The 20,020-nt window shown below is 66.2% G+C and carries 12 protein-coding genes and 1 tRNA gene; 10 read left to right on the top strand and 3 right to left on the bottom strand.

Features of this window, described 5'->3' with window-relative positions; genetic code table 11:
• Positions 1 to 56 precede the first annotated feature (56 nt).
• Positions 57 to 133 (bottom strand) — tRNA-Arg (locus QX108_RS03685).
• 471 nt (positions 134 to 604) lie between these two features.
• Here QX108_RS03685 and QX108_RS03680 point away from each other — a divergent pair.
• The 6 genes from QX108_RS03680 (at position 605) to QX108_RS03655 (ending at position 11,813) form a co-directional block, all read left to right on the top strand.
• Positions 605 to 5,836, top strand: a complete 5,232-nt coding sequence (locus QX108_RS03680; RefSeq protein ID WP_315778726.1) for an alpha-2-macroglobulin — start codon at positions 605 to 607, stop codon at positions 5,834 to 5,836.
• Entirely contained in the window at positions 5,833 to 8,058 is a 2,226-nt protein-coding gene (gene pbpC, locus QX108_RS03675) for a penicillin-binding protein 1C (protein ID WP_315778729.1), read from the top strand. The genes QX108_RS03680 and pbpC overlap by 4 nt, the downstream gene beginning before the upstream one ends.
• A gap of 51 nt (positions 8,059 to 8,109) precedes the next feature.
• Positions 8,110 to 9,852, top strand: a complete 1,743-nt coding sequence (locus QX108_RS03670; RefSeq protein ID WP_315778732.1) for a glycosyltransferase family 39 protein — start codon at positions 8,110 to 8,112, stop codon at positions 9,850 to 9,852.
• Positions 9,853 to 10,644, top strand: coding sequence for a phosphatase PAP2 family protein (locus tag QX108_RS03665; RefSeq protein ID WP_315778735.1), 792 nt, complete (start codon positions 9,853 to 9,855; stop codon positions 10,642 to 10,644). It begins immediately after the preceding gene.
• Positions 10,645 to 10,737: 93 nt separating this feature from the next.
• Positions 10,738 to 11,475, top strand: coding sequence for a glycosyltransferase family 2 protein (locus tag QX108_RS03660; RefSeq protein ID WP_315778737.1), 738 nt, complete (start codon positions 10,738 to 10,740; stop codon positions 11,473 to 11,475).
• Positions 11,475 to 11,813 (top strand): lipid-A-disaccharide synthase N-terminal domain-containing protein, encoded by a 339-nt coding sequence (locus tag QX108_RS03655; protein WP_315779486.1) that lies wholly within the window; start codon positions 11,475 to 11,477, stop codon positions 11,811 to 11,813. Before QX108_RS03660 ends, QX108_RS03655 begins: the two co-directional genes overlap by 1 nt.
• A 266-nt stretch (positions 11,814 to 12,079) precedes the next feature.
• On the opposite strand, the gene QX108_RS03650 is transcribed toward QX108_RS03655, so the two are convergent.
• On the bottom strand, positions 12,080 to 13,777 hold the full coding sequence (locus QX108_RS03650; RefSeq protein ID WP_315778739.1) for a Na/Pi cotransporter family protein: 1,698 nt from the start codon (positions 13,775 to 13,777) through the stop codon (positions 12,080 to 12,082).
• Between the two features lie 122 nt (positions 13,778 to 13,899).
• Entirely contained in the window at positions 13,900 to 15,093 is a 1,194-nt protein-coding gene (gene metC / locus QX108_RS03645; protein WP_315778741.1) for a cystathionine beta-lyase, read from the bottom strand.
• 326 nt (positions 15,094 to 15,419) lie between these two features.
• On the opposite strand from metC, the gene QX108_RS03640 reads away from it, so the two are divergent.
• From QX108_RS03640 to QX108_RS03625, 4 genes are read left to right on the top strand one after another with little or no spacing between them, the layout of a single operon-like run.
• Positions 15,420 to 16,436 carry an amino acid ABC transporter substrate-binding protein gene (locus QX108_RS03640; protein WP_315720192.1) on the top strand — a complete coding sequence of 339 codons (1,017 nt, stop codon included), beginning with the start codon at positions 15,420 to 15,422 and terminating at the stop codon, positions 16,434 to 16,436.
• A 28-nt stretch (positions 16,437 to 16,464) separates the two neighbouring features.
• Positions 16,465 to 17,670, top strand: coding sequence for an amino acid ABC transporter permease (locus QX108_RS03635; protein WP_315778743.1), 1,206 nt, complete (start codon positions 16,465 to 16,467; stop codon positions 17,668 to 17,670).
• Positions 17,671 to 17,728: 58 nt separating this feature from the next.
• Positions 17,729 to 19,249, top strand: coding sequence for an amino acid ABC transporter permease (locus QX108_RS03630; RefSeq protein WP_315778745.1), 1,521 nt, complete (start codon positions 17,729 to 17,731; stop codon positions 19,247 to 19,249).
• 25 nt (positions 19,250 to 19,274) lie between these two features.
• A complete protein-coding gene (locus tag QX108_RS03625; protein WP_172108771.1) occupies positions 19,275 to 20,018 on the top strand; it encodes an amino acid ABC transporter ATP-binding protein in 744 nt (247 codons plus the stop codon).
• Positions 20,019 to 20,020: the final 2 nt, after the last annotated feature.

Below are 20,020 nucleotides of genomic sequence, written 5' to 3'. Positions count from 1 at the left end.
GGAGCAGCGAAGCTCCCCAAAGTCTCTGTTTTCACAGCGCTTTTGCAAAAGTTAGGTGGCGATCCCAGCAGGACTCGAACCTGCAACCCGCGGAGTAGAAATCCGCTACTCTATCCAGTTGAGCTATGGGACCGTCGTCACGGCGTGAACGGCCGGTTCGTGAACGACCTGCCGGACGGTTCACGGGATCGGTGCCGGCGGGCGATGCCGGCCGGCGCGGAATCCATAGCACGGGTCATATGAAAAATCTTTGGTTTCGCCAAGTCCGGCCGAACCGGAACGGGGCGCGGCGCGACCAAGCGGAGGCGGAGGAGGGCGCTCGCCCTCGTTTCCGTGTCGTGGCGCCGGTTGACGGCCGCCGCGGGCCTTGCCGGTATGCCATGTCCTGTGAATTGCCGTTGATGAACAGATTTTTCCGGCCGGACCGCCCGCCGATGGCCGCCCCCCACGGCGGGGCGCTAGTCTGGCGCTGCAACCGCTGCCATCAGTCCGTCACCATTTCGCGTCCATTCTCGCCACGAATCGGCCAAACACGCACGGCCTTCCGCTCGTGCCGAAGAGCCGCCCAAAGATCCGTCCAAAGATCCTTGCAAGGAGCTGTCCCATGATCGGTCTGGTTCGCGCCGCCGTCCTCTGCGCCGCTATGGCGCTCGGCCTCGTCCTTGCCGCCGGTTCGGCCGACGCGGCCGACAAGGCGTTCAAGCGCGACGATCTGGCGGACGCCGCCATCAAGCTGGAGGCGCAGATCAAGAGCGAGGCGGGGGCGGTCAACAAGCCGCTGGCGACCTTGCGGACCGATGCCGACGCGGCGCTGCGGCGGAACGACCTGCGGACCGGCTTGCAGATCCTCGGCCAGATCGCGACCGCGGCGCCGGATGATTCCGGCAACTGGCTGCGGCTGGCGCGCACCGTGCTCAACCAGATCAAGCCGATCAACACGTCCGAGCAGACCTTCCTGCTGGAGCGCGCCTCGACGGCGGCCTACATCGCCTATCAGCGCGCCGGCAATGCCGGCGAGGAGGCGGATGCGCTCGCGGTGCTCGGCAAGACCATGGCCGAGCGCAAGCTGTGGCGGCCGGCGCTGGATACGCTGCGCATGTCGCTCGAGCTGCGCGAGGTCGCGGATGTCCGTGGACATTATGAGCGGATGCGCGACGAGCACGGCTTCAAGCTGCTCGACTACACCGTGGATTCGGACTCGGCGAGCCCGCGCGCCTGCTTCCAGTTCTCCGAGGATCTCGCCAAGCGCACCGACTTCTCGCCCTTCGTGGCGCAGGCCGGCAATGACAAGCCGGCGCTGACCTCGGAGGAAAAGCAGCTCTGCGTCGAGGGACTCAAGCACGGCGAGCGCTACAACATCAATCTGCGTGCCGGCCTGCCCTCTGGCGTCAAGGAGAGCCTGCCGAAATCGGCCGAGTTCAACATCTATGTCCGCGACCGCAAGCCGTTCGTGCGCTTCACCGGCAAGGCCTATGTGCTGCCGCGCACCGGGCAGAAGGGCATTCCGCTGGTCAGCGTCAACACGCCGGCGGTGAACGTCAGCGTGTTCCGGATCGGCGACCGCAACCTGATCAACACGGTCATCGACAGCGATTTCCAGCGGCCGCTGTCGAGCTACCAGCTCAGCGAGCTCGGCGACCAGCGCGGCATGAAGGTGTGGAGCGGCGAGCTCTCGACCGCGATGACCTTGAACCAGGACGTCACCACCGCGTTCCCGGTCGACCAGGCGATCAGCGACATGCAGCCCGGCGTCTATGTGATGACGGCGGCGCCGAAGGGCCCGGCCAGCGGCAACAGCGACGAGGACAGCGGCCAGCTCGCCACGCAATGGTTCATCGTCTCCGACCTCGGCGTCGCCGCGTTCTCCGGCAATGACGGCATCCACGTGTTCGTGAACTCGCTGGCGTCGACCGATCCGGTGGCGCGTGCCGAGGTGCGGCTGGTGGCGCGCAACAACGAGATCCTGGCGACGCGCAAGACCGACGAGGCCGGCCACGTGCTGTTCGAGACGGGGCTGGCGCGCGGCGAGGGCGGTCTGTCGCCGGCGATGCTGACGGTGTCCGGCGAGAAGGCCGACTACGCCTTCCTGAGCCTGAAGACGACGGCGTTCGACCTGTCGGATCGCGGCGTCGCCGGGCGCGAGGCGCCGGCCGGGCCGGATGCCTTCGTCTATTCCGAGCGCGGCGTCTATCGCTCCAGCGAGACCGTCTACCTGACAGCCCTGCTGCGCGACGGCAAGGGCAACGCCATGACCGGCACGCCGCTGACCCTGGTCGTCGAGCGTCCCGACGGCGTCGAGTTCCGCCGCGCCGTGCTGCCCGACCAGGGCGCCGGCGGGCGCTCGCTCAGCGTGGCGCTGAACTCGGCGGTGCCGACCGGGACCTATCGCGTGCGCGCCTTCACCGATCCCAAGGGAACGGCGGTCGGCGAGACCACCTTCATGGTCGAGGATTACGTTCCCGAACGGCTGGAATTTGATTTGTCGTCCAAGGACAAGCAGATCAAGGCGGATGTTCCGGTGGAGGTGAAGGTCGACGGCCATTTCCTCTATGGCGCGCCGGCATCGAGCCTCCAGCTCGAGGGCGACCTGCTGGTGACGACCGCCGCCGAGCGGCCGGGTTTTCCGGGCTATCAGTTCGGCGTCGCCGACGAGGAGAGCGCTTCCAACGAGCGCACGCCGATCGAGGGCATGCCCGAGACCGACGACAAGGGCGCGGCGACCTTCCCGGTCAGCCTGCCGAAGCCGCCATCCTCCAGCCGGCCGCAGGAGGCGCAGATCTATGTGCGCATGGCCGAGACCGGCGGCCGCGCCGTCGAGCGCAAGCTGACCCTGCCGGTGGCGCCGAAGGCGGCGCAGATCGGCATCAAGCCGTCCTTCTCGGGCAGGAGCGTCGGCGAGGGCGACAAGGCCGAGTTCGACGTCGTGTTCGTCTCGCCCGAGGGCAAGACGCTGGCGCGCAATGGCCTGCGCTATGAGCTGCTCAAGATCGAGTCGCGTTATCAATGGTATCGGCAGAATTCCTATTGGGCCTATGAGCCGGTGAAGTCGACCAAGCGCGTCGGCGATGGCGACGTCACGATCGCGGCGAACAAGCCGGCGCGGTTGAGCTTCCAGCCGGAGGCCGGGCGCTACCGGCTCGACGTCAAGTCGGCCGATGCCGATGGTCCGGTGACCTCGCTGCAGTTCGACGTCGGCTGGTACACCGAGGGTAGCGCCGATACGCCGGATCTCTTGGAGACCTCGCTCGACAAGCCGCAATACCAGTCGGGCGACACGATGGTCGTCACGGTGAATGCGCGCACCGCCGGCAAGCTGACGGTCAACGTGCTCGGCGACCGGCTGCTGACGACGCAGACCACCGAGATCAAGGAAGGCACCAACCAGGTCAAGCTCGCCGTCGGCAAGGACTGGGGCACGGGCGCCTATGTCGTGACGACGCTCCGCCGTCCGCTCGATGCGGCCGCGCAGCGCATGCCGGGGCGGGCGCTGGGGCTGGCGTGGTTCGGTATCGACAAGTCAGTGCGTACGTTGAACGTCGCCTTGAGCCCGCCGGCGCTGGTGCGGCCGGGCTCGGCGCTGAAGATCCCGGTCAAGATCGGCGGGCTCAATCCTGGCGAGGACGCCAAGATCGTGATCGCGGCGGTCGATGTCGGCATCCTCAATCTCACCAACTACAAGCCGCCGGCGCCGGACGACTATTATCTCGGCCAGCGCCAGCTCTCGGCCGAGATCCGCGACCTCTATGGCCAGCTGATCGACGGCATGCAGGGCTCGCGCGGCCAGATCCGCTCCGGCGGTGACAGCGGTGGTGCCGAGCTGCAGGGCTCGCCGCCGACGCAGAAGCCGCTGGCGCTGTATTCGGGCATCGTCACGGTCGGGTCTGATGGGACGGCGGAGGTGAGCTTCGACATTCCGGAGTTCGCCGGCACGGCGCGCGTGATGGCGGTGGCGTGGAGCGCGACCAAGGTCGGCCACGCCAATGTCGACGTCACCGTGCGCGATCCCGTGGTGCTGACCGCGACCCTGCCCCGCTTCCTGCTCTCCGGCGACCGTGGCACGCTGTCGTTCGACGTCGACAATGTCGAGGGCGCGCCCGGCGACTATGTCGTGGCCGTCAAGGCGAGCGGGCCGGTCAAGGTCTCCGGCAATGCCAATGTGACGCTCAAGCTCGCGGCCAAGCAGCGGGGGTCCTCGACCTTGCCGCTCGATGCGAGCGGCACCGGCACGGCGCAGCTCGATGTCGACATCAAGGGGCCGAATGGATTGTCGCTGGCGCGGCACTATCAGCTCGATGTCAAGCCGGCGACGCAGGTGCTGGCGCGGCGCTCGATCCGCACGCTGGCCAAGGGCGAGAGCCTGACGCTGACGTCGGACATGTTCAGTGATCTCGTGGCGGGCACCGGCACGGTGTCGCTGTCGGCGGGGCTGTCGACCGCGCTCGACGCGGCGACGATTCTCAAGGCGCTCGACCGCTATCCGCATGGCTGCTCCGAGCAGATCACCAGCCGCGCGATGCCGCTGCTCTATGTCAACGAGCTCGCCGCCGGTGCCCATCTCGCGATGGACACCGAGGTCGACCAGCGCATCCGCGACTCCATCGATCGCCTGCTGGCGCGGCAGGGCTCGAACGGTTCGTTCGGCCTGTGGTCGGCCGGCGGTGACGATCCCTGGCTCGATGCCTATGTGACGGACTTCCTGACCCGCGCCCGCGAGAAGGGCTTTGCGGTGCCGGACGTGCTGTTCAAGAGCGCGCTCGACCGCGTCAGGAATTCGGTGGTCAATGCCGAAGAGCCGGAGAAGACCGGCGGCCGCGATCTCGCCTATGGCCTCTACGTGCTCGCGCGTAACGGCGCGGCGCCGATCGGCGACCTGCGCTATCTCGCCGACACCAAGCTCGGCAACCTGGCAACTCCAATTGCCAAGGCGCAGCTCGCCGCCGCGCTGGCGCTGGTCGGCGACCGCGCCCGCGCCGAGCGGGTCTATGGCGCCGCCGCCGACAGCCTCGCGCCGAAGCCGGTGCTGGTGTTCGGCCGCACCGACTACGGTTCGGACCTGCGCGATGCCGCGGCGCTGGTGTCGCTGGCGGGCGAGGGCAACGCACCGCGCGCGACGCTCACGCAGGCGGTGGCCCGCGTCGAAGCGGCGCGCGGGCTGACGCCGTACACCTCGACGCAGGAGAATGCGTGGATGGTGCTGGCGGCGCGCGCACTCGCCAAGGAGACGCTGGTGCTCGACGTCAACGGCCAGGCGGTGAAGCAGGCGCTGTACCGCAGCTACAAGGCGGCCGAGCTGTCAGGCCAGCCGCTCAAAATCACCAACACTGGCGAGGCGCCGGTGCAGGCGGTGGTCTCGGTGTCCGGCTCGCCGCTGACGCCGGAGCCGGCCGCCTCCAACGGCTTCAAGATCGAGCGCAGCTACTACACGCTCGACGGCAAGCCGGCCGACATCAAGATCGCGAAGCAGAACGACCGTTTTGCGGTGGTACTGAAGGTCACCGAGGCCAAGCCGGAATATGGGCACATCATGGTGTCAGACTATCTGCCGGCCGGGCTCGAGATCGACAATCCGCGCCTGGTGTCGTCGGGTGACAGCGGCACGCTGGACTGGATCGAGGACGGCCAGGAGCCGGTCAATACCGAGTTCCGCGACGACCGCTTCACCGCCGCGCTCGACCGCGCCGCGGACTCAAAGGCGGTGTTCACGGTCGCCTACATCGTCCGTGCGGTGTCGCCCGGCAAATACGTGCTGCCGCAGGCCTATGTCGAGGACATGTACAATCCCTCGCGCTATGGTCGCACCGGGACGGGCTCGGTGGAGGTCCGCGCGGCGAAATGAGCGAGGGTGGAACCAGCGGTGATGGACGCACGACGGAGCTCCACTCTCCGTCGTCATGGCCGGGCTTGACCCGGCCATCCACGGCCGCGCGCGAGGACGGCGTGGATGCCCGGGTCAAGCCCGGGCATGACAAGAGGAGAGGGCGCGTCGCAAAACGTCTAGTGGCACTTGCGCTCCTGCTGATCTTGGTCATAACGACGGCCCTCACCGTCTACACCATCTCCCTAGGCCCGCTGCCGCTGCGCGAGGCAAAAGCCGTCTCCACCACGGTCGTCGATCGTCACGGCAAGCTGCTGCGCGCCTATGCGATGGCGGATGGGCGGTGGCGGCTGCCGGTCAGCGCCAAGAAGGATGTCGACCCGACCTATCTGAAGCTGCTGTTCGCCTATGAGGACCAGCGCTTCTTCGCCCATCACGGCGTCGACCCGCGCGCGCTGGCGCGTGCCGCGATCCAGCTTGGCTCGCATGGCCATATCGTCTCCGGCGGCTCGACCATCACCATGCAGCTGGCGCGGCTGCTCGAGCCCAGGCGGCAGCGCTCGCTGCATGCCAAGCTCAGGCAGATCGTGCGCGCGCTCGAGCTCGAGCGGAAGCTGAGCAAGGACGAGATCCTCGATCTCTATCTCACGCTCGCGCCTTACGGCGGCAATCTCGAAGGCATCCGCGCAGCCTCGATCGCCTATTTCGGCAAGGAGCCGAAGCGGCTGTCGCTGGCGGAAGCTGCGCTGCTGGTCGCGCTGCCGCAGTCGCCGGAGACGCGCCGGCTCGACCGCCATCCGGAGGCCGCGCGGCGCGGCCGCGACCGCGTGCTCGACCGCATGGTCTCGGAGAACGTGATCTCCGCGGAGGACGCCGCGCAGGCCAAGGCGCAGCCGGTGCCGGCGTTCCGCAAACCCATGCCGATCCTGGCGCCGCACGCCGCGGACCAAGCGTCGGCCGCCATCAAGGACCAGCCGGTCATCCGGCTGACGCTGGATGCCTCGTTGCAGAAGGTGCTGGAGCCGCTGGCGCGCGACCGCGCCATCGCATTGGGACCGAGCGTCTCGGTCGGCATGATCGTCATCGACAATGACAGCGGCGACGTGCTCGCGCATGTCGGCTCGGCGGATTATTTCGACGAGAAGCGGGCAGGGCAGGTCGACATGACCCGCGCGGTGCGCTCGCCGGGCTCGACCTTGAAGCCGTTCATCTACGGCCTCGCCTTCGAGGACGGCTTTGTGCATCCGGAGAGCCTGATCGAGGACCGCCCGGTGCGCTTCGGCTCCTATGCGCCGGAGAATTTCGACATGACGTTCCAGGGCACGGTGCCGGTGCGCAAGGCGCTGCAACTGTCGCTGAACGTACCGGCGATCGTGCTGCTCGACCGCGTCGGCGCCAGCCGGCTGTCGTCGCGGCTGAAACAGGCCGGCGGCAATCTGGTGCTGCCGAAGGACGAGGCCCCGGGTCTGGCCATGGGCCTCGGCGGCGTCGGCGTGACCCTGCAGGACCTCGCCCAGCTGTATGCGGGTTTCCCGCGGCTCGGCACCACCCGGCCGCTGCGCGAGATCATGACCGCCGACGACAAGGACGACGCGCGCGAGCCGATGCGGCTGATGGATCCGGCAGCCGCCTGGCAGGTCGGCAACGTTCTGCTGGGAACGCCGCCGCCGGAGAATGCCGCGCGCAACCGCATCGCGTTCAAGACCGGCACCAGCTACGGCTATCGCGATGCCTGGTCGGTCGGCTTCGACGGCCGCGTCACGATCGGCGTCTGGGTCGGCCGTCCCGATGGCGCGCCGGTGCCCGGCCTGATCGGCCGCGTGGCAGCGGCGCCGATCCTGTTCGACGCTTTCGCACGCTCGGGCAAGCTGACGGCGGCGCTGCCGAAGCCGCCCAAGGGCGCGCTGGTCGCCAGCAATTCAAAGTTGCCGCTGCCGCTGCGTCGGTTCCGGCCGGTCGGTGAACTCGTGCGCACGGGCGCGGAGCAGGCGCCGCACATCCAGTTCCCACTGAACGGCTCGCGCATTGACGTCGACCGTTCCGCAGGGCCCGAAGCGTCGGTGATGCCCGTGAAGGTCTCGGGCGGCGTGCTGCCGCTGACGATGCTGGTGAACGGCCTGCCGGTCGGCGAGATCGACAGCCGGCGCCAGCGCCTGATCGACCCGCCTGGGCCGGGCTTTGCCCGCCTCACCGTCATCGACGCCACGGGCGCGGCGGACACAGTTGTGGTCAGAATCCAGTGACCGTTCGCTAAGCGGTTGTCGGCATGGTGGTTTCAGCGTATTCGGAACCCCATGGTCGAGACCTATGCCCGCCCCCGTTTTGGAGAGCCGCGCGAGCCGAAGAACCTGGTGAACCCAGGCAATCGGCTGCTGCGGATGATCGATGCCGTCACCGTGAGCCACCCCAGGGCGGTCGCGTTCCTGCTCGTCTGCGGCTTGCTGCTGTTTCTGCCCGGCTTCTTCACGATCCCGCCGATCGATCGCGACGAGGCGCGCTTCGCGCAAGCGACCAAGCAGATGGTCGAGAGCGGCGACTACGTCGACATCCGCTTCCAGGACGACGTGCGCTACAAGAAGCCGGTCGGCATCTACTGGTTGCAATCGGCTGCCGTTGAGACCGCGTCCGCGATCGGGCTGCCGCGTGCGCAGCTGCGCATCTGGGTCTATCGCATTCCCTCGCTGATCGGCGCCATCGGCGCGGTGCTGCTGACGTACTGGACCGCGCTCGCCTTCGTCACGCGGCGCGGCGCCGTATTCGCGGCGCTCCTGATGTGCTGCTCGGTGCTGCTCGGCGTCGAGGCGCGGCTTGCCAAGACCGACGCCATGCTGCTGTTCACCGTCGTGGCCGCGATGGGGGCGCTGGCGCGAGTCTATCTGTCCTGGCAGCGCGGCGAGGATCCGGAGCATCCGCCGTGGGGCCCGCCGGCGATCTTCTGGACGGCTCTGGCCGGCGGCATCCTGATCAAGGGTCCGCTGATCCTGATGTTCGCTGGCCTCACGATCGTTGCGCTCGCGATCATGGATCGCGGCGCGGCGTGGCTGTGGCGTCTACGGCCGGTCTGGGGACTGATGTGGATGCTCGTGCTGGTGCTGCCATGGTTCGTGCTGATCTTCCTGCGCGCTGGCGACACCTTCTTTGCGGACTCCGTCGGCGGCGACATGCTGAGCAAGATCGGTGCACAGGAGTCGCATGGCGCGCCGCCCGGGCTTTATCTGCTCCTCTTGTTCATCACCTTCTGGCCCGGCGCGCCGCTGGCCGCGATGGCTGCGCCCGCGGTGTGGCGGGCGCGGCGCGAGCCGGGCGCGCAGTTCCTGCTGGCCTGGCTGCTGCCGTCGTGGATCGTATTCGAGGCCGTGCTCACCAAGCTGCCGCATTACGTGCTGCCGCTGTATCCGGCGATCGCCATCCTCACCGCGGGCGCGCTGGAGCGGCGCGTGCTGTCACGCTCCTGGCTGCGGCGCGGCGCGGCCTGGTGGTTCGCAATTCCGGCCATCACCTCGGTGGTCGCGGTGATCGGCGCCATCATCGTGACGCATCAGCCGGTGTTCCTGGCATGGCCGTTCGTGGCTGCGTCGCTGATCTTCGGCCTGTTCGCGTGGTGGCTCTATGACGACGGCCGCGCCGAGCGCTCCCTGCTGAATGCCGGCGTGGCGGCGATGTTCCTGGCGTTCGTGGTCTACGGCGCGGTGCTGCCGGCACTGACGCCGCTGTTCCCGAGCGCCGAGATTGCGCGCGCGCTGCGCAACGTCGTCTGCGTCGGGCCCAAGGCGGCCGCTGCAGGCTTCCACGAACCGAGCCTCGTCTTCATGACGGGGACGTCGACGCAGCTGACGGATGGCTCCGGCGCCGCCGACTTCCTGAGCCAGGGCACCTGCCGTTTTGCCCTGATCGAGCAGCGCACCGAGCGCGCCTTCGTGCAGCGCGCCGAGGCGATCGGTCTGCGCTACAACGTGGCCAAGCGCATCGACGGCTACAACATCTCGCAGGGCCGCCCGGTGTCGATCGCGATCTACCGTTCGGAAGGCACCGAATAGATGCTCGCCCCCGACAATCCGCCGACCTCGTCAGGCTATTTCGCCCAGCTCGCACTGGTCGGGAAATTCCTGCTCGGCCGGCTGGTGCGGCGTCCGCAGACGGCGCCGGATGCGGCGAGCCGGCAGCGCTTGTGGCGCGAGCTCCTCCTGCTCGGCGCCATCGGCCTTGGCACGATCCTGGTGCTGATGGTTGCCTTCGACGCCTATGAGATCGGCTTGATGCCGCCGCGCGGCACGCCAAGCCTGTGGCCGGTGCGGATCATCACCGAATTCGGCCAGGATGACTACGTGCTGAGTGTGCTGGCGGCCGGCGTGGTCGTGACCATCCTGATCGCGCCATTGTGGCCCGAAGCCACGCGCAGCCGGCTGCTCAACTTCGCGACCCATGTGCAGTATGTCTTCTTCGCACTGCTGACTTCGCTGCTGGCTGCCCAGGCGCTGAAATACATCATCGGACGCGGCCGTCCGTTCGTCGGCGGCAAGGCGAATGCCTTCAATTTCGATCCGTTCAACGGCACTCCGGCCTATTTCAGCATGCCCTCGGCACATGCGGTGACGGCGTTCGCGCTGGCCTTCGCCGTCGCCGCCATCTGGCCGCGGCTGCGGATCGCGATGTTCATCTACGCCGTCATCATCGCGCTCAGCCGGCTCGTTCTGCTCGCCCACCATCCGAGTGACGTCGTGGCCGGCGCCGTGGTGGGCCTCGCCTGTGCCATGCTGGTCCGCTACTGGTTCGCAGCCCGGCGGCTCGGTTTTCGCCTGGCCAAGGACGGCCAAATCGTACCGCGCTAAGGGGGTTGATAGCCGGCTCCAAGCCCCATAATAAGCCTCCGCCGCAGCGCCCGGGGCAGGAACCGGTCCGATCAAGCCATCACGAGTCTCATTTTGTCGACCGAACCCCCCGTTGCCGTCTCCATCGTCGTTCCCGTGCGCAACGAGGCCGGCAACATCACGCCTCTGATCACCGAGATCGCGGCTGCGCTCGACGGCCTGTGGCCGTACGAGATCATCTACGTCAATGACGGCTCCACCGACGACACCGCGCAGCGGCTCTCCGAGGAGATGGCACGCCGGCCGAATCTGCGCGTCTTGCGCCATGAGAAGTCGTCGGGGCAATCGGCCGCCGTCCGCAGCGGCATCCGCGCCGCACATGGCGGCATGGTTGCGACGCTCGATGGCGACGGACAGAACAATCCGGCCTTTCTTCCCGAGCTGATCGCGGCCCTGGAAAAGGGCGGCGCGCGCGTCGGTCTCGTCGCCGGCCAGCGCGTCGGCCGCAAGGACACCGGCTTCAAGAAGCTGCAGTCGCGGATCGCCAACAAGATTCGCAACGCGGTGCTCAAGGACGGCACCCGGGACACCGGCTGCGGCCTCAAGGCGGTTCGCCGCGACGTGTTCCTGATGATGCCGTATTTCGATGGTCTGCACCGCTTTCTGCCGGCTTTGGTGCGGCGCGAGGGCTATGACATCGCCTATATCGACGTGATCGATCGTCCCCGGCATTCGGGCGTATCGAACTACGGATTCTTCGACCGGCTGTGGATCGGGATCATGGATCTCGCCGGCGTGTGGTGGCTGATCCGCCGCAAGAAGCCGACGCCGGTCGCGATCGAGGTGACATGATGCTGATTCAATTCGGGCAGGCTTTCAGCAACTATCTCTACGACATCTTCATCGCCAAGTTTGATTTCTGGCTGGTGTTCGGCCTCGCCGCGCAGCTCGCCTTTGCGGCGCGCTTCCTGGTGCAGTGGATCGCGAGCGAGCGCGCGGGCAAGAGCGTCGTGCCGCTCGCGTTCTGGTTCTTCTCGATCGGTGGCGGGTTGATGACGCTGATCTACGGCCTCGTGAAGCGCGAGCCGGTGATCATCTTCGGCCAGCTGCTGTCGAACATCATCTACGTCCGCAACGTGATGCTGATCTTCAAGAACCGCCAGCGGGAATCGCAGACGCGGAGCAATTGAGCGGGAGCGGGCGCTCAGCGGCACGGCCGTTTGAGCGTTACGGGTAGGCGGACTACAATCGCACCATACCCACCGTCATTCCGGGGCAAGGCCGCAGGCCTTGAACCCGGAATCTCGAGATTGGCTTACGTTCATTTCCAACAACATCGAGATTCCGGGTTCAATCGCCGAAGCGCAGCCGCGATGCGGCTGCACTTTGACGATTGCCCCGGAATGACGGTCAATGTGGCGAGACAGCTTGCATCAATGGGCAGAGCGCGGGGGACTCAGCGCGACAGCGGTTGAACGCCCGATGCAGGCAGGGCAGTGACGGTCCTCACGCTGTCCGCCACCTCACTCCGGCGCGTCGCCACTTCGCCGGCCGCATCCAGCACCGGATAGGCGACCGAGCAGATGTGCGAGTGGATGCGTCGGAGATCGCGCAGCACGTCGAGATGCAGCGACGTGGTCTCCAGCGTTTCCGAGCGGCCCTCGCGCAGGCGCTCGAGATGCCGCTCGGTGGCGGCGAGCTCGGCATTGCGGAGCTCGGCCTTCTGGTCGAGCAATTGATGCGCCTGCTGGGCATCGCCCGACATGAAGATGCCGAACGCGATGCGCAGCGATTCCATGATCTGGCGGTGGAACGCCTGCAACTCATCGGCGCCTTCGATCGAGAACTGGAATCGGCGCTTGATTTTCTTCGTCGCGAGCTCGCTGAGGTTCTTGTCGATGATGTCGCCGATATGCTCGAGGTTGATCGCGAAGGAGATGATCTCCATCGCGCGCTTGCCCTCGCGCTCGTCCAGGCTGCCGCGGGTCAGCTTGGTGATGTAGAGCTTGATCGCCTCGTCGAGCCGATCGACGATGTTGTCCGTGCGAGAGACCTGATCGACGAGGCCGCGATCATTGGTCATCATCGCGGTCATCACGTTGCGCAACATGGTCTCGACCAGGTCGCCCATGCGCAACGCCTCGCGCGCCGCATCGGCGAGCGCCAGCGACGGGGTTTCCAGCGCGGTCTCGTCCAGATAGCGGGGCTTGGCCGGATCGATTTCCGCCGGACGGTCCGGAAACAGTTTGACGAGCAACTTCTCCATGCCGCCGAGCAGGCCGATGAAGACCACCGCCGTCCCGAGGTTGAAGGCCATGTGGAACTGTGCGGTCAGCTTCGACAGATCCGGCTGCCAGAGCTGCAGTTGTGCGGCCAGCGGATGCAGGAAAGGCGCAATCAGCGCCACGCCGATGATGCGGTTGAGGAGATTGCCGACGGGCAGACGATAGCTCGCCGGATTGTCGCGGCGCGCCCCCTCGAACACGGGATTGACCGCGCTGCCGAGATTGGCGCCGAGCACCAGCGCCAGGGCCGCATCGGACGTGATGAAATGCGCATAGGCCAGCGACATGACCAGCAGCACGCTGGCGACGCTCGAATGCACGATCCAGGTCACGACCGCACCGAAGATGATGCATAGCGTCACGTCGGCGGTGATGGCCTGCATGAACACGCGCATGGCCGGCGCTTCCTCGGCCGGCGCCAGCGTGTCGATCAGGATGTGAAGCGAGAGCAGCATCAGGCCGAGGCCGATCGACACCCGGCCGATGTCCTTGATTCGTGACCTGGGTCCGCTGCGGAACGCCACCAGCCCGATTACGAACAGGATCGGTGCGACCGCCGCCACGTTGAAGGACAGCACCTGGACGATCAGCGTGGTGCCGATATTGGCGCCGAGCATGATGGCCAGCGCCGGGACCAGCCCGACCAGACCTTCCGCTGCGAAGGACGTGGTGATCAGCGCGGTCGCCGTGCTGCTCTGCAGCAGCGCGGTGAGGCCAAGCCCGGCGGCGAGTGCGCTGAACCGGTTTCGGAGCGCGCGTGACAGCAGCAGCCGTAGATCCGGGCCAAAGGCGCGCAGAATGCCGCTGTGGACCATATGCAGGCCCCACAGCAGCAGCGCTACGCCGCCCATCAGATCGAGCAGAACCATGATTCGCGTTCATTCCCACGTGTGTTCAGGCGAAGGCTACGCCCAATTGGTGGGGGATCAACGCCAATTTGTCGGCCACGGTTGCTCGAACCGGCGGCGCTCTGTTCCTGCAGGCGGTATGGTCAGGCCGCGTTGAACGCGGCAAAGCCGCGATCGAGATCGGCCTTGAGGTCGTCGGTATTCTCGAGGCCGATGTGCAGACGCAGCGTCGGACCGCCGGGGGACCAGGTCGTCGCGGTGCGGTAACCGGCACAGTCGAACGGGATCGCCAGGCTCTCGAAGCCGCCCCAGGAGTAGCCCATGCCGAACAGGGTCAGCGAATCGAGCATGGCATCAACGGCCGCCTGCGGCTTCGGTTGCAGCACGATGCTGAACAGGCCGGAGGCGCCGGTGAAGTCGCGTTTCCAGATCGCGTGGCCGGGATGGCTCTCGAGCGCCGGGTGCAGCACCGCGATCACTTCGGGGCGCGCGGCAAGCCAGCGCGCCATCTCGAGGCCGGACCGGTGATGCTGGGCCAGGCGCACCCCGAGCGTCCGCACGCCGCGCAACGCGAGGAACACGTCGTCCGGGCCGGCGCAGACACCGAGCAGGCGGATGCCCTCGGAGATCAGAGGCCAGGCCTTCGCATTGGCCGAAATCGTGCCGAACATGATGTCGGAATGGCCGCCGATATATTTGGTGGCCGCCTGCATGCTGATGTCGACGCCCTGGTCGAGCGAGCGGTGGTACAGCGGCGTGGCCCAGGTGTTGTCGTCGATGACGAGCGCGCCATGGGCGTGGGCGACCGCCGCAATGGCCGGGACGTCCGGCATTTCGAACGACTGCGAGCCGGGCGCCTCGACAACCACCGCGCGTGTATTCGGTTTGAGCAGTTGCTCAATTCCTGTGCCGATCAATGGATCGAAATAGGTCGTCTCGACGCCGTACCGCGCCAGCATGCCGTTGCAGAAATTGCGGGTCGGGCGGTAGATGCTGTCGCAGACGAGCACGTGGTCGCCGGCCTTGAGCACCGACAACAGGGTGGTCGAAATGGCTCCCAGGCCCGACGGCGCGATGCCGACGCCGGCGCATTGCGGCCCCTCCAGCGCCATCAGCGCCTGCTGCAGCGCCTTCGTCGTCGGCGTGCCGTGACGGCCATATTGGAATTCGCCGCGGTGCGCGTGCAGGTCCTCTGCGGTCGGATACAGAACGGTCGAGCCATGAACGACCGGGGGATTCACGAATCCGTGCTGCGCCTTCGTGTCCCGTCCCGCCGTCACCAGCCGAGTCTCGACGTTTTGTCGCACCGCCGCAGCGGGGTCGTTCGATGATGCCATTCGCGTGTCTTTTCTCTTTTCGGTCTGCCGGGATAGCTGAAAATAGCTGAATTCGGGCAGGACTGCGGTGGTTAATAACAGAATGCAGAAGAGGGCCGTCAACCCCTTGACCCGGACCGCCAGTCGTTCTGTGATGCCGGCGCAATTCGATCGCTGCACGTTGAGGGGCTTGCCGCGATTTCCGCTCGATCAAGCATGCACGGCTTCGTTGTGCATGGCGAACGCCATATTGTTGGTACGGCGTTTGCAGACGCGGATTCAGGTCGGCCCATCCACGCGCTGAGATTTCATCGCTCCCCAAGGACGACTTGCGAAAGGCTGTATTTATGAAACGCGTCACTCTGGCTCTCACTCTTGCTCTCGCCCCGATGCTGGCGAGCGTCGGCGCTCAGGCCGAAACGCTCAAGACCGTCAAGGATCGCGGCATGCTCGCCTGCGGCGTCAGCCAGGGCCTCCCGGGCTTCTCGTCGCCCGACGACAAGGGCAACTGGACCGGGCTCGACGTCGACGTCTGCCGCGCCATCGCCGCGGCGATTTTCAACGATCCGACCAAGGTCAAGTTCGTTCCGCTCTCCGCCAAGGACCGCTTTACCGCGCTGCAGTCGGGTGAAGTCGACGTGCTGTCGCGCAACACCACCTGGACCCTGTCGCGCGACACCTCGCTGGGCGCCAATTTCGCCGGCGTGACCTACTATGACGGCCAGGGCTTCATGGTGAAGAAGGCCCTCAAGGTCAATTCGGCGCTCGAGCTCAACAGCGCCTCGGTCTGCGTGCAGACCGGCACCACGACCGAGCAGAACCTCGCCGACTACTTCAAGGCCAACAAGATGAAGTACGAGGTGATCGCGTTCGCCGGCGCCGACGAGACCGTGAAGGCCTATGAGTCCGGCCGCTGCGACGTGTTCACCACCGACGTCTCGGGCCTGTACGCCGAGCGCCTGAAGCTCTCCAATCCGGCCGATCACGTCGTGCTGCCCGAGGTGATCTCGAAGGAGCCGCTGGGCCCGATGGTCCGCCACGGCGACGACCAGTGGTTCGATATCGTCAAGTGGACGCTGTTCGGGCTGATCACGGCCGAGGAGCTCGGCGTCACCCAGGCGAATGCCGACGAGATGGCCAAGTCCGACAAGCCCGAGTTCAAGCGCGCCTTCGGCACCGACGGCAATCTCGGCGAGCAGCTCGGCCTCACCAAGGACTGGTTCTCGCGGATCGTCAAGGCGGTCGGCAATTACGGCGAGATGTATGACCGCAACGTCGGCGCCGGCTCCAAGCTGCAGATCGCGCGCGGTCTGAACCAGCTCTGGAACAAGGGCGGCCTGCAATACGCACCGCCGATCCGCTAAGACCTGCACGATATCGGGGCTGCGGCGAATGAGTATCGAAGCGAGGCTACCGCCTCCGCAATATGGGCTTCGTCTGAAGCGCATGCTCGGGGGCAAGGCAGGATGGAACGGCATCATCCTGCAGATCCTGTTCGTCGCAGTCCTGGTGTGGGTTGGCTATGAGATCGTCGCCAACGCACGCAGCAACCTCGCAGCCCAGCGCATCACGTCGGGCTTCGGGTTCCTCAACAACACGGCCGGTTTCGACGTCAACCAGACCCTGATCGGCTATTCCGGATCCGACACCTATAGCCGCGTGCTGATCGTCGGTGTCCTGAACACGCTGCTGGTCTCGGTCATCGGCATCGTGCTGGCGACCATCCTGGGCTTCCTGGTTGCACTCGGCCGCCTGTCGCCGAACGCGCTGCTGTCGCGTGTCTCCGGCGCCTATGTCGAGCTGATCCGCAACCTGCCGCTGCTGTTCCAAATCCTGTTCTGGTACCTTGCGGTGCTGGCGGCGCTGCCCGGACCGCGCCAGAGCATCTCGCTGTTCTCGACCTTCTTCCTCAACAACCGCGGCTTCATCGTTCCGCGCCCTGTCGAGGAGCCCGGCCTGATGCCGTTCCTGATCGCGCTCTGTGTCGCGATCGTCGGCTCCATTGGTCTGCACTACTATGCGCGGCGCGAGCTGTTCGTGCGCGGCCATGCGATGCGAATCTGGCCCTATGTGCTGGGGCTCTTGATCGGATTGCCGGTCGTTGCGATCGTCGTGTTCGGCGCGCCCATCGCGTTCGAAGTGCCGGCGCTCAAGGGCTTCAACTTCGCCGGCGGCTCCCGGATCATTCCCGAGCTCGTCGCGCTGACATTGGCGCTCACCATGTACACGGCCTCGTTCATCGCCGAGGTCGTGCGCGCCGGCATTCTTTCGGTCCACAAGGGACAGATGGAAGCGGGACTTTCGCTGGGGCTGAGCCGCGGCACCGTGCTGCGCCTGATCGTCGTGCCGCAGGCGCTTCGCGTGATCCTGCCGCCGCTGACCAACCAGTATCTGAACCTGACCAAGAACTCGTCGCTCGCGGTCGCCATCGGCTATCCCGACCTCGTCTCGGTATTCGCCGGCACGACCATGAGCCAGACCGGACAGGCCATCGAGATCATCGGCATCACCATGGGCGTCTATCTGGCACTGTCGCTGATCACGAGCGCGATGATGAGCTTCTACAGCTGGCGCCTCGGCAAGAGGCTTGGTGCATGAACGCTCGGCGCATGAAGATTTGTCGCACGAAGATTTGGCGCATGACGAGAATGGGCGCATGACCGATATCACCGCTTCGACCTTCATTCGTCAGGACTTGGCCGGGGAGCGGCCGGCGCCGGTCAAGACGACGGGCTTCGTCGGTTTCGTCCGCACCCGGCTTCTGAACTCGCCGACCAACATCCTGCTCACGCTGGTGAGCGCGCTGCTGATCTGGTTCACCGTCATCCCCGCCTTGAAGTTCATGCTGGTGGATGCGGTCTGGGTCGGCAAGGATCGCGATGCCTGTCTCGCGGAGAACGCCGGCCGTGCGGTCGGCGCCTGCTGGCCTTACGTCACGGCGAAGTTCGGCCAGTTCATGTACGGCTTCTATCCGGACGCCGAGCGCTGGCGGGTCAATCTGACCTACGCGCTCGCGGTGGTGCTGCTGGTGCCGCTGCTGATCCCTCGTCTGCCGGCCAAGGGCCTGAATGCGGGTCTGTTCTTTTTCGCGCTGCCGGTGGTCGCATTCTTCCTGCTGTATGGCGGCGGCCTGTCGGGCTTCGGCGTGAGCTGGACGACCAGCACGCTGCAGCTGTTCGTGGAGAGCATCGATACCGCCGGCAACGCGCTCATCCGCGCCGGCGCCAACGTGCCGGTCATCGGCATGCTGTTGTGGCTGCTCGGCAAGCTCGTCGTGCTGCTCGGAACCCTCGCGTCCCTGGTGATCTGGCCGCTGGTCTGGATCCGCCATGAGCTGCAGCAATCCCACCAGCCGGTGTGGAATGATCTCGCGCTCACGGCCATCGTGGTGACCGCGCTCGTATTCGTGGTCGGCGGCGGGAGCAGGGCACTGCGCAGCGTGATTGCGACGGCCGCGGCCTTCGTGGGCATCGCGATCGTCATTGCCGTCATGGGTCTTGATCGCGGCGGCCTTCCGATCGTCGACACCCGGCTGTGGGGCGGCATGCTGGTGACGCTGGTCGTCTCGGTGATCGGCATCGTCGCCTCGATGCCCATCGGTATCGCGCTGGCGCTCGGCCGGCGCTCGACGATTCCGCTGATCCGGATCTTCTCGATCGCCTTCATCGAGCTGGTGCGCGGCGTGCCGCTGATCACGGTGCTGTTCTTCGCCACCTACATGCTGCCGCTGTTCCTCCCCGGCAACGTGCGCGTCGACGGCCTGGTGCGGGCACTGATCGGCGTCGCGCTGTTCTCCGGCGCCTACATGGCCGAGGTGATCCGCGGCGGCCTGCAGGCCATTCCACGCGGCCAGGCCGAGGCGGCGAGCGCGCTCGGCCTGTCCTGGTGGAAGACCACGAGCTTCATCGTGCTGCCGCAGGCGCTGCGCCATGTCATTCCCGGCATCGTCAACAGCTTCATCTCGCTGTTCAAGGACACCTCGCTGGTGTCGATCGTGGCGCTGTTCGACCTGCTCGGCAGCCTCAAGGCCTCGTTCGCCGATCCGGTGTGGGCGACCCCGACGACGGCCTTCACCGGCTTTGCCTTCACCGGACTGATCTACTTCGCCTTCTGCTTCGGCATGTCACGCTACTCCCTGTCGGTCGAGCGCCGCCTCAACGCGCACCGGCGCAATTGAACAGAGATCATCGAGTAACAGATCAATGGCTGCAAATTCGATCGTCAGCATTTCCGCCCTCAACAAATGGTATGGTGAGTTCCATGTCCTGCGGGACATCAACATGTCCGTCGCCAAGGGGGAGCGCATCGTGATCTGCGGGCCCTCGGGCTCGGGCAAGTCGACCTTGATCCGCTGCATCAATGCGCTGGAGGAATTCCAGGAGGGCGAGATCAATGTCGACGGCATCGATCTCGGTCCCAACCTCAAGCGGGTCGACGAGGTCCGCCGCGAGGTCGGCATGGTGTTCCAGAGCTTCAATTTGTTCCCGCATCTGACCGTGCTAGAGAACTGCACGCTGGCGCCGATCTGGGTGCGCAACATCCCGCAGAAGGAAGCCGAGGCGACCGCGATGAAGTTCCTGGAGCGGGTCAAGATCCCGCACCAGGCGCAGAAATATCCAGGACAGATGTCAGGCGGTCAGCAGCAGCGCGTCGCCATCGCCCGCGCGCTGACGATGAACCCGAAGGTCATGCTGTTCGACGAGCCGACCTCGGCGCTGGATCCCGAGATGGTCAAGGAGGTGCTCGACACCATGGTCGACCTCGCCAAGGAGGGCATGACCATGCTGGTCGTCACCCACGAGATGGGCTTCGCCCGCGAGGTCGCCAACCGCGTCGTGTTCATGGACGCCGGCCAGATCATCGAATCCAACACGCCGCAGGAGTTCTTCGCCAATCCGCAGCATGCGCGCAGCAAGCTGTTCCTGAGCCAGATCCTGCGGCATTGACG

It is taken from the genome of Bradyrhizobium sp. SZCCHNR1002 (genome assembly GCF_032381435.1).
Lineage (GTDB): Bacteria > Pseudomonadota > Alphaproteobacteria > Rhizobiales > Xanthobacteraceae > Bradyrhizobium > Bradyrhizobium aeschynomenes.
The sequence above is the reverse complement of the archived record's forward strand: the minus strand, read 5'-3'. Positions and strand labels throughout refer to the sequence as shown.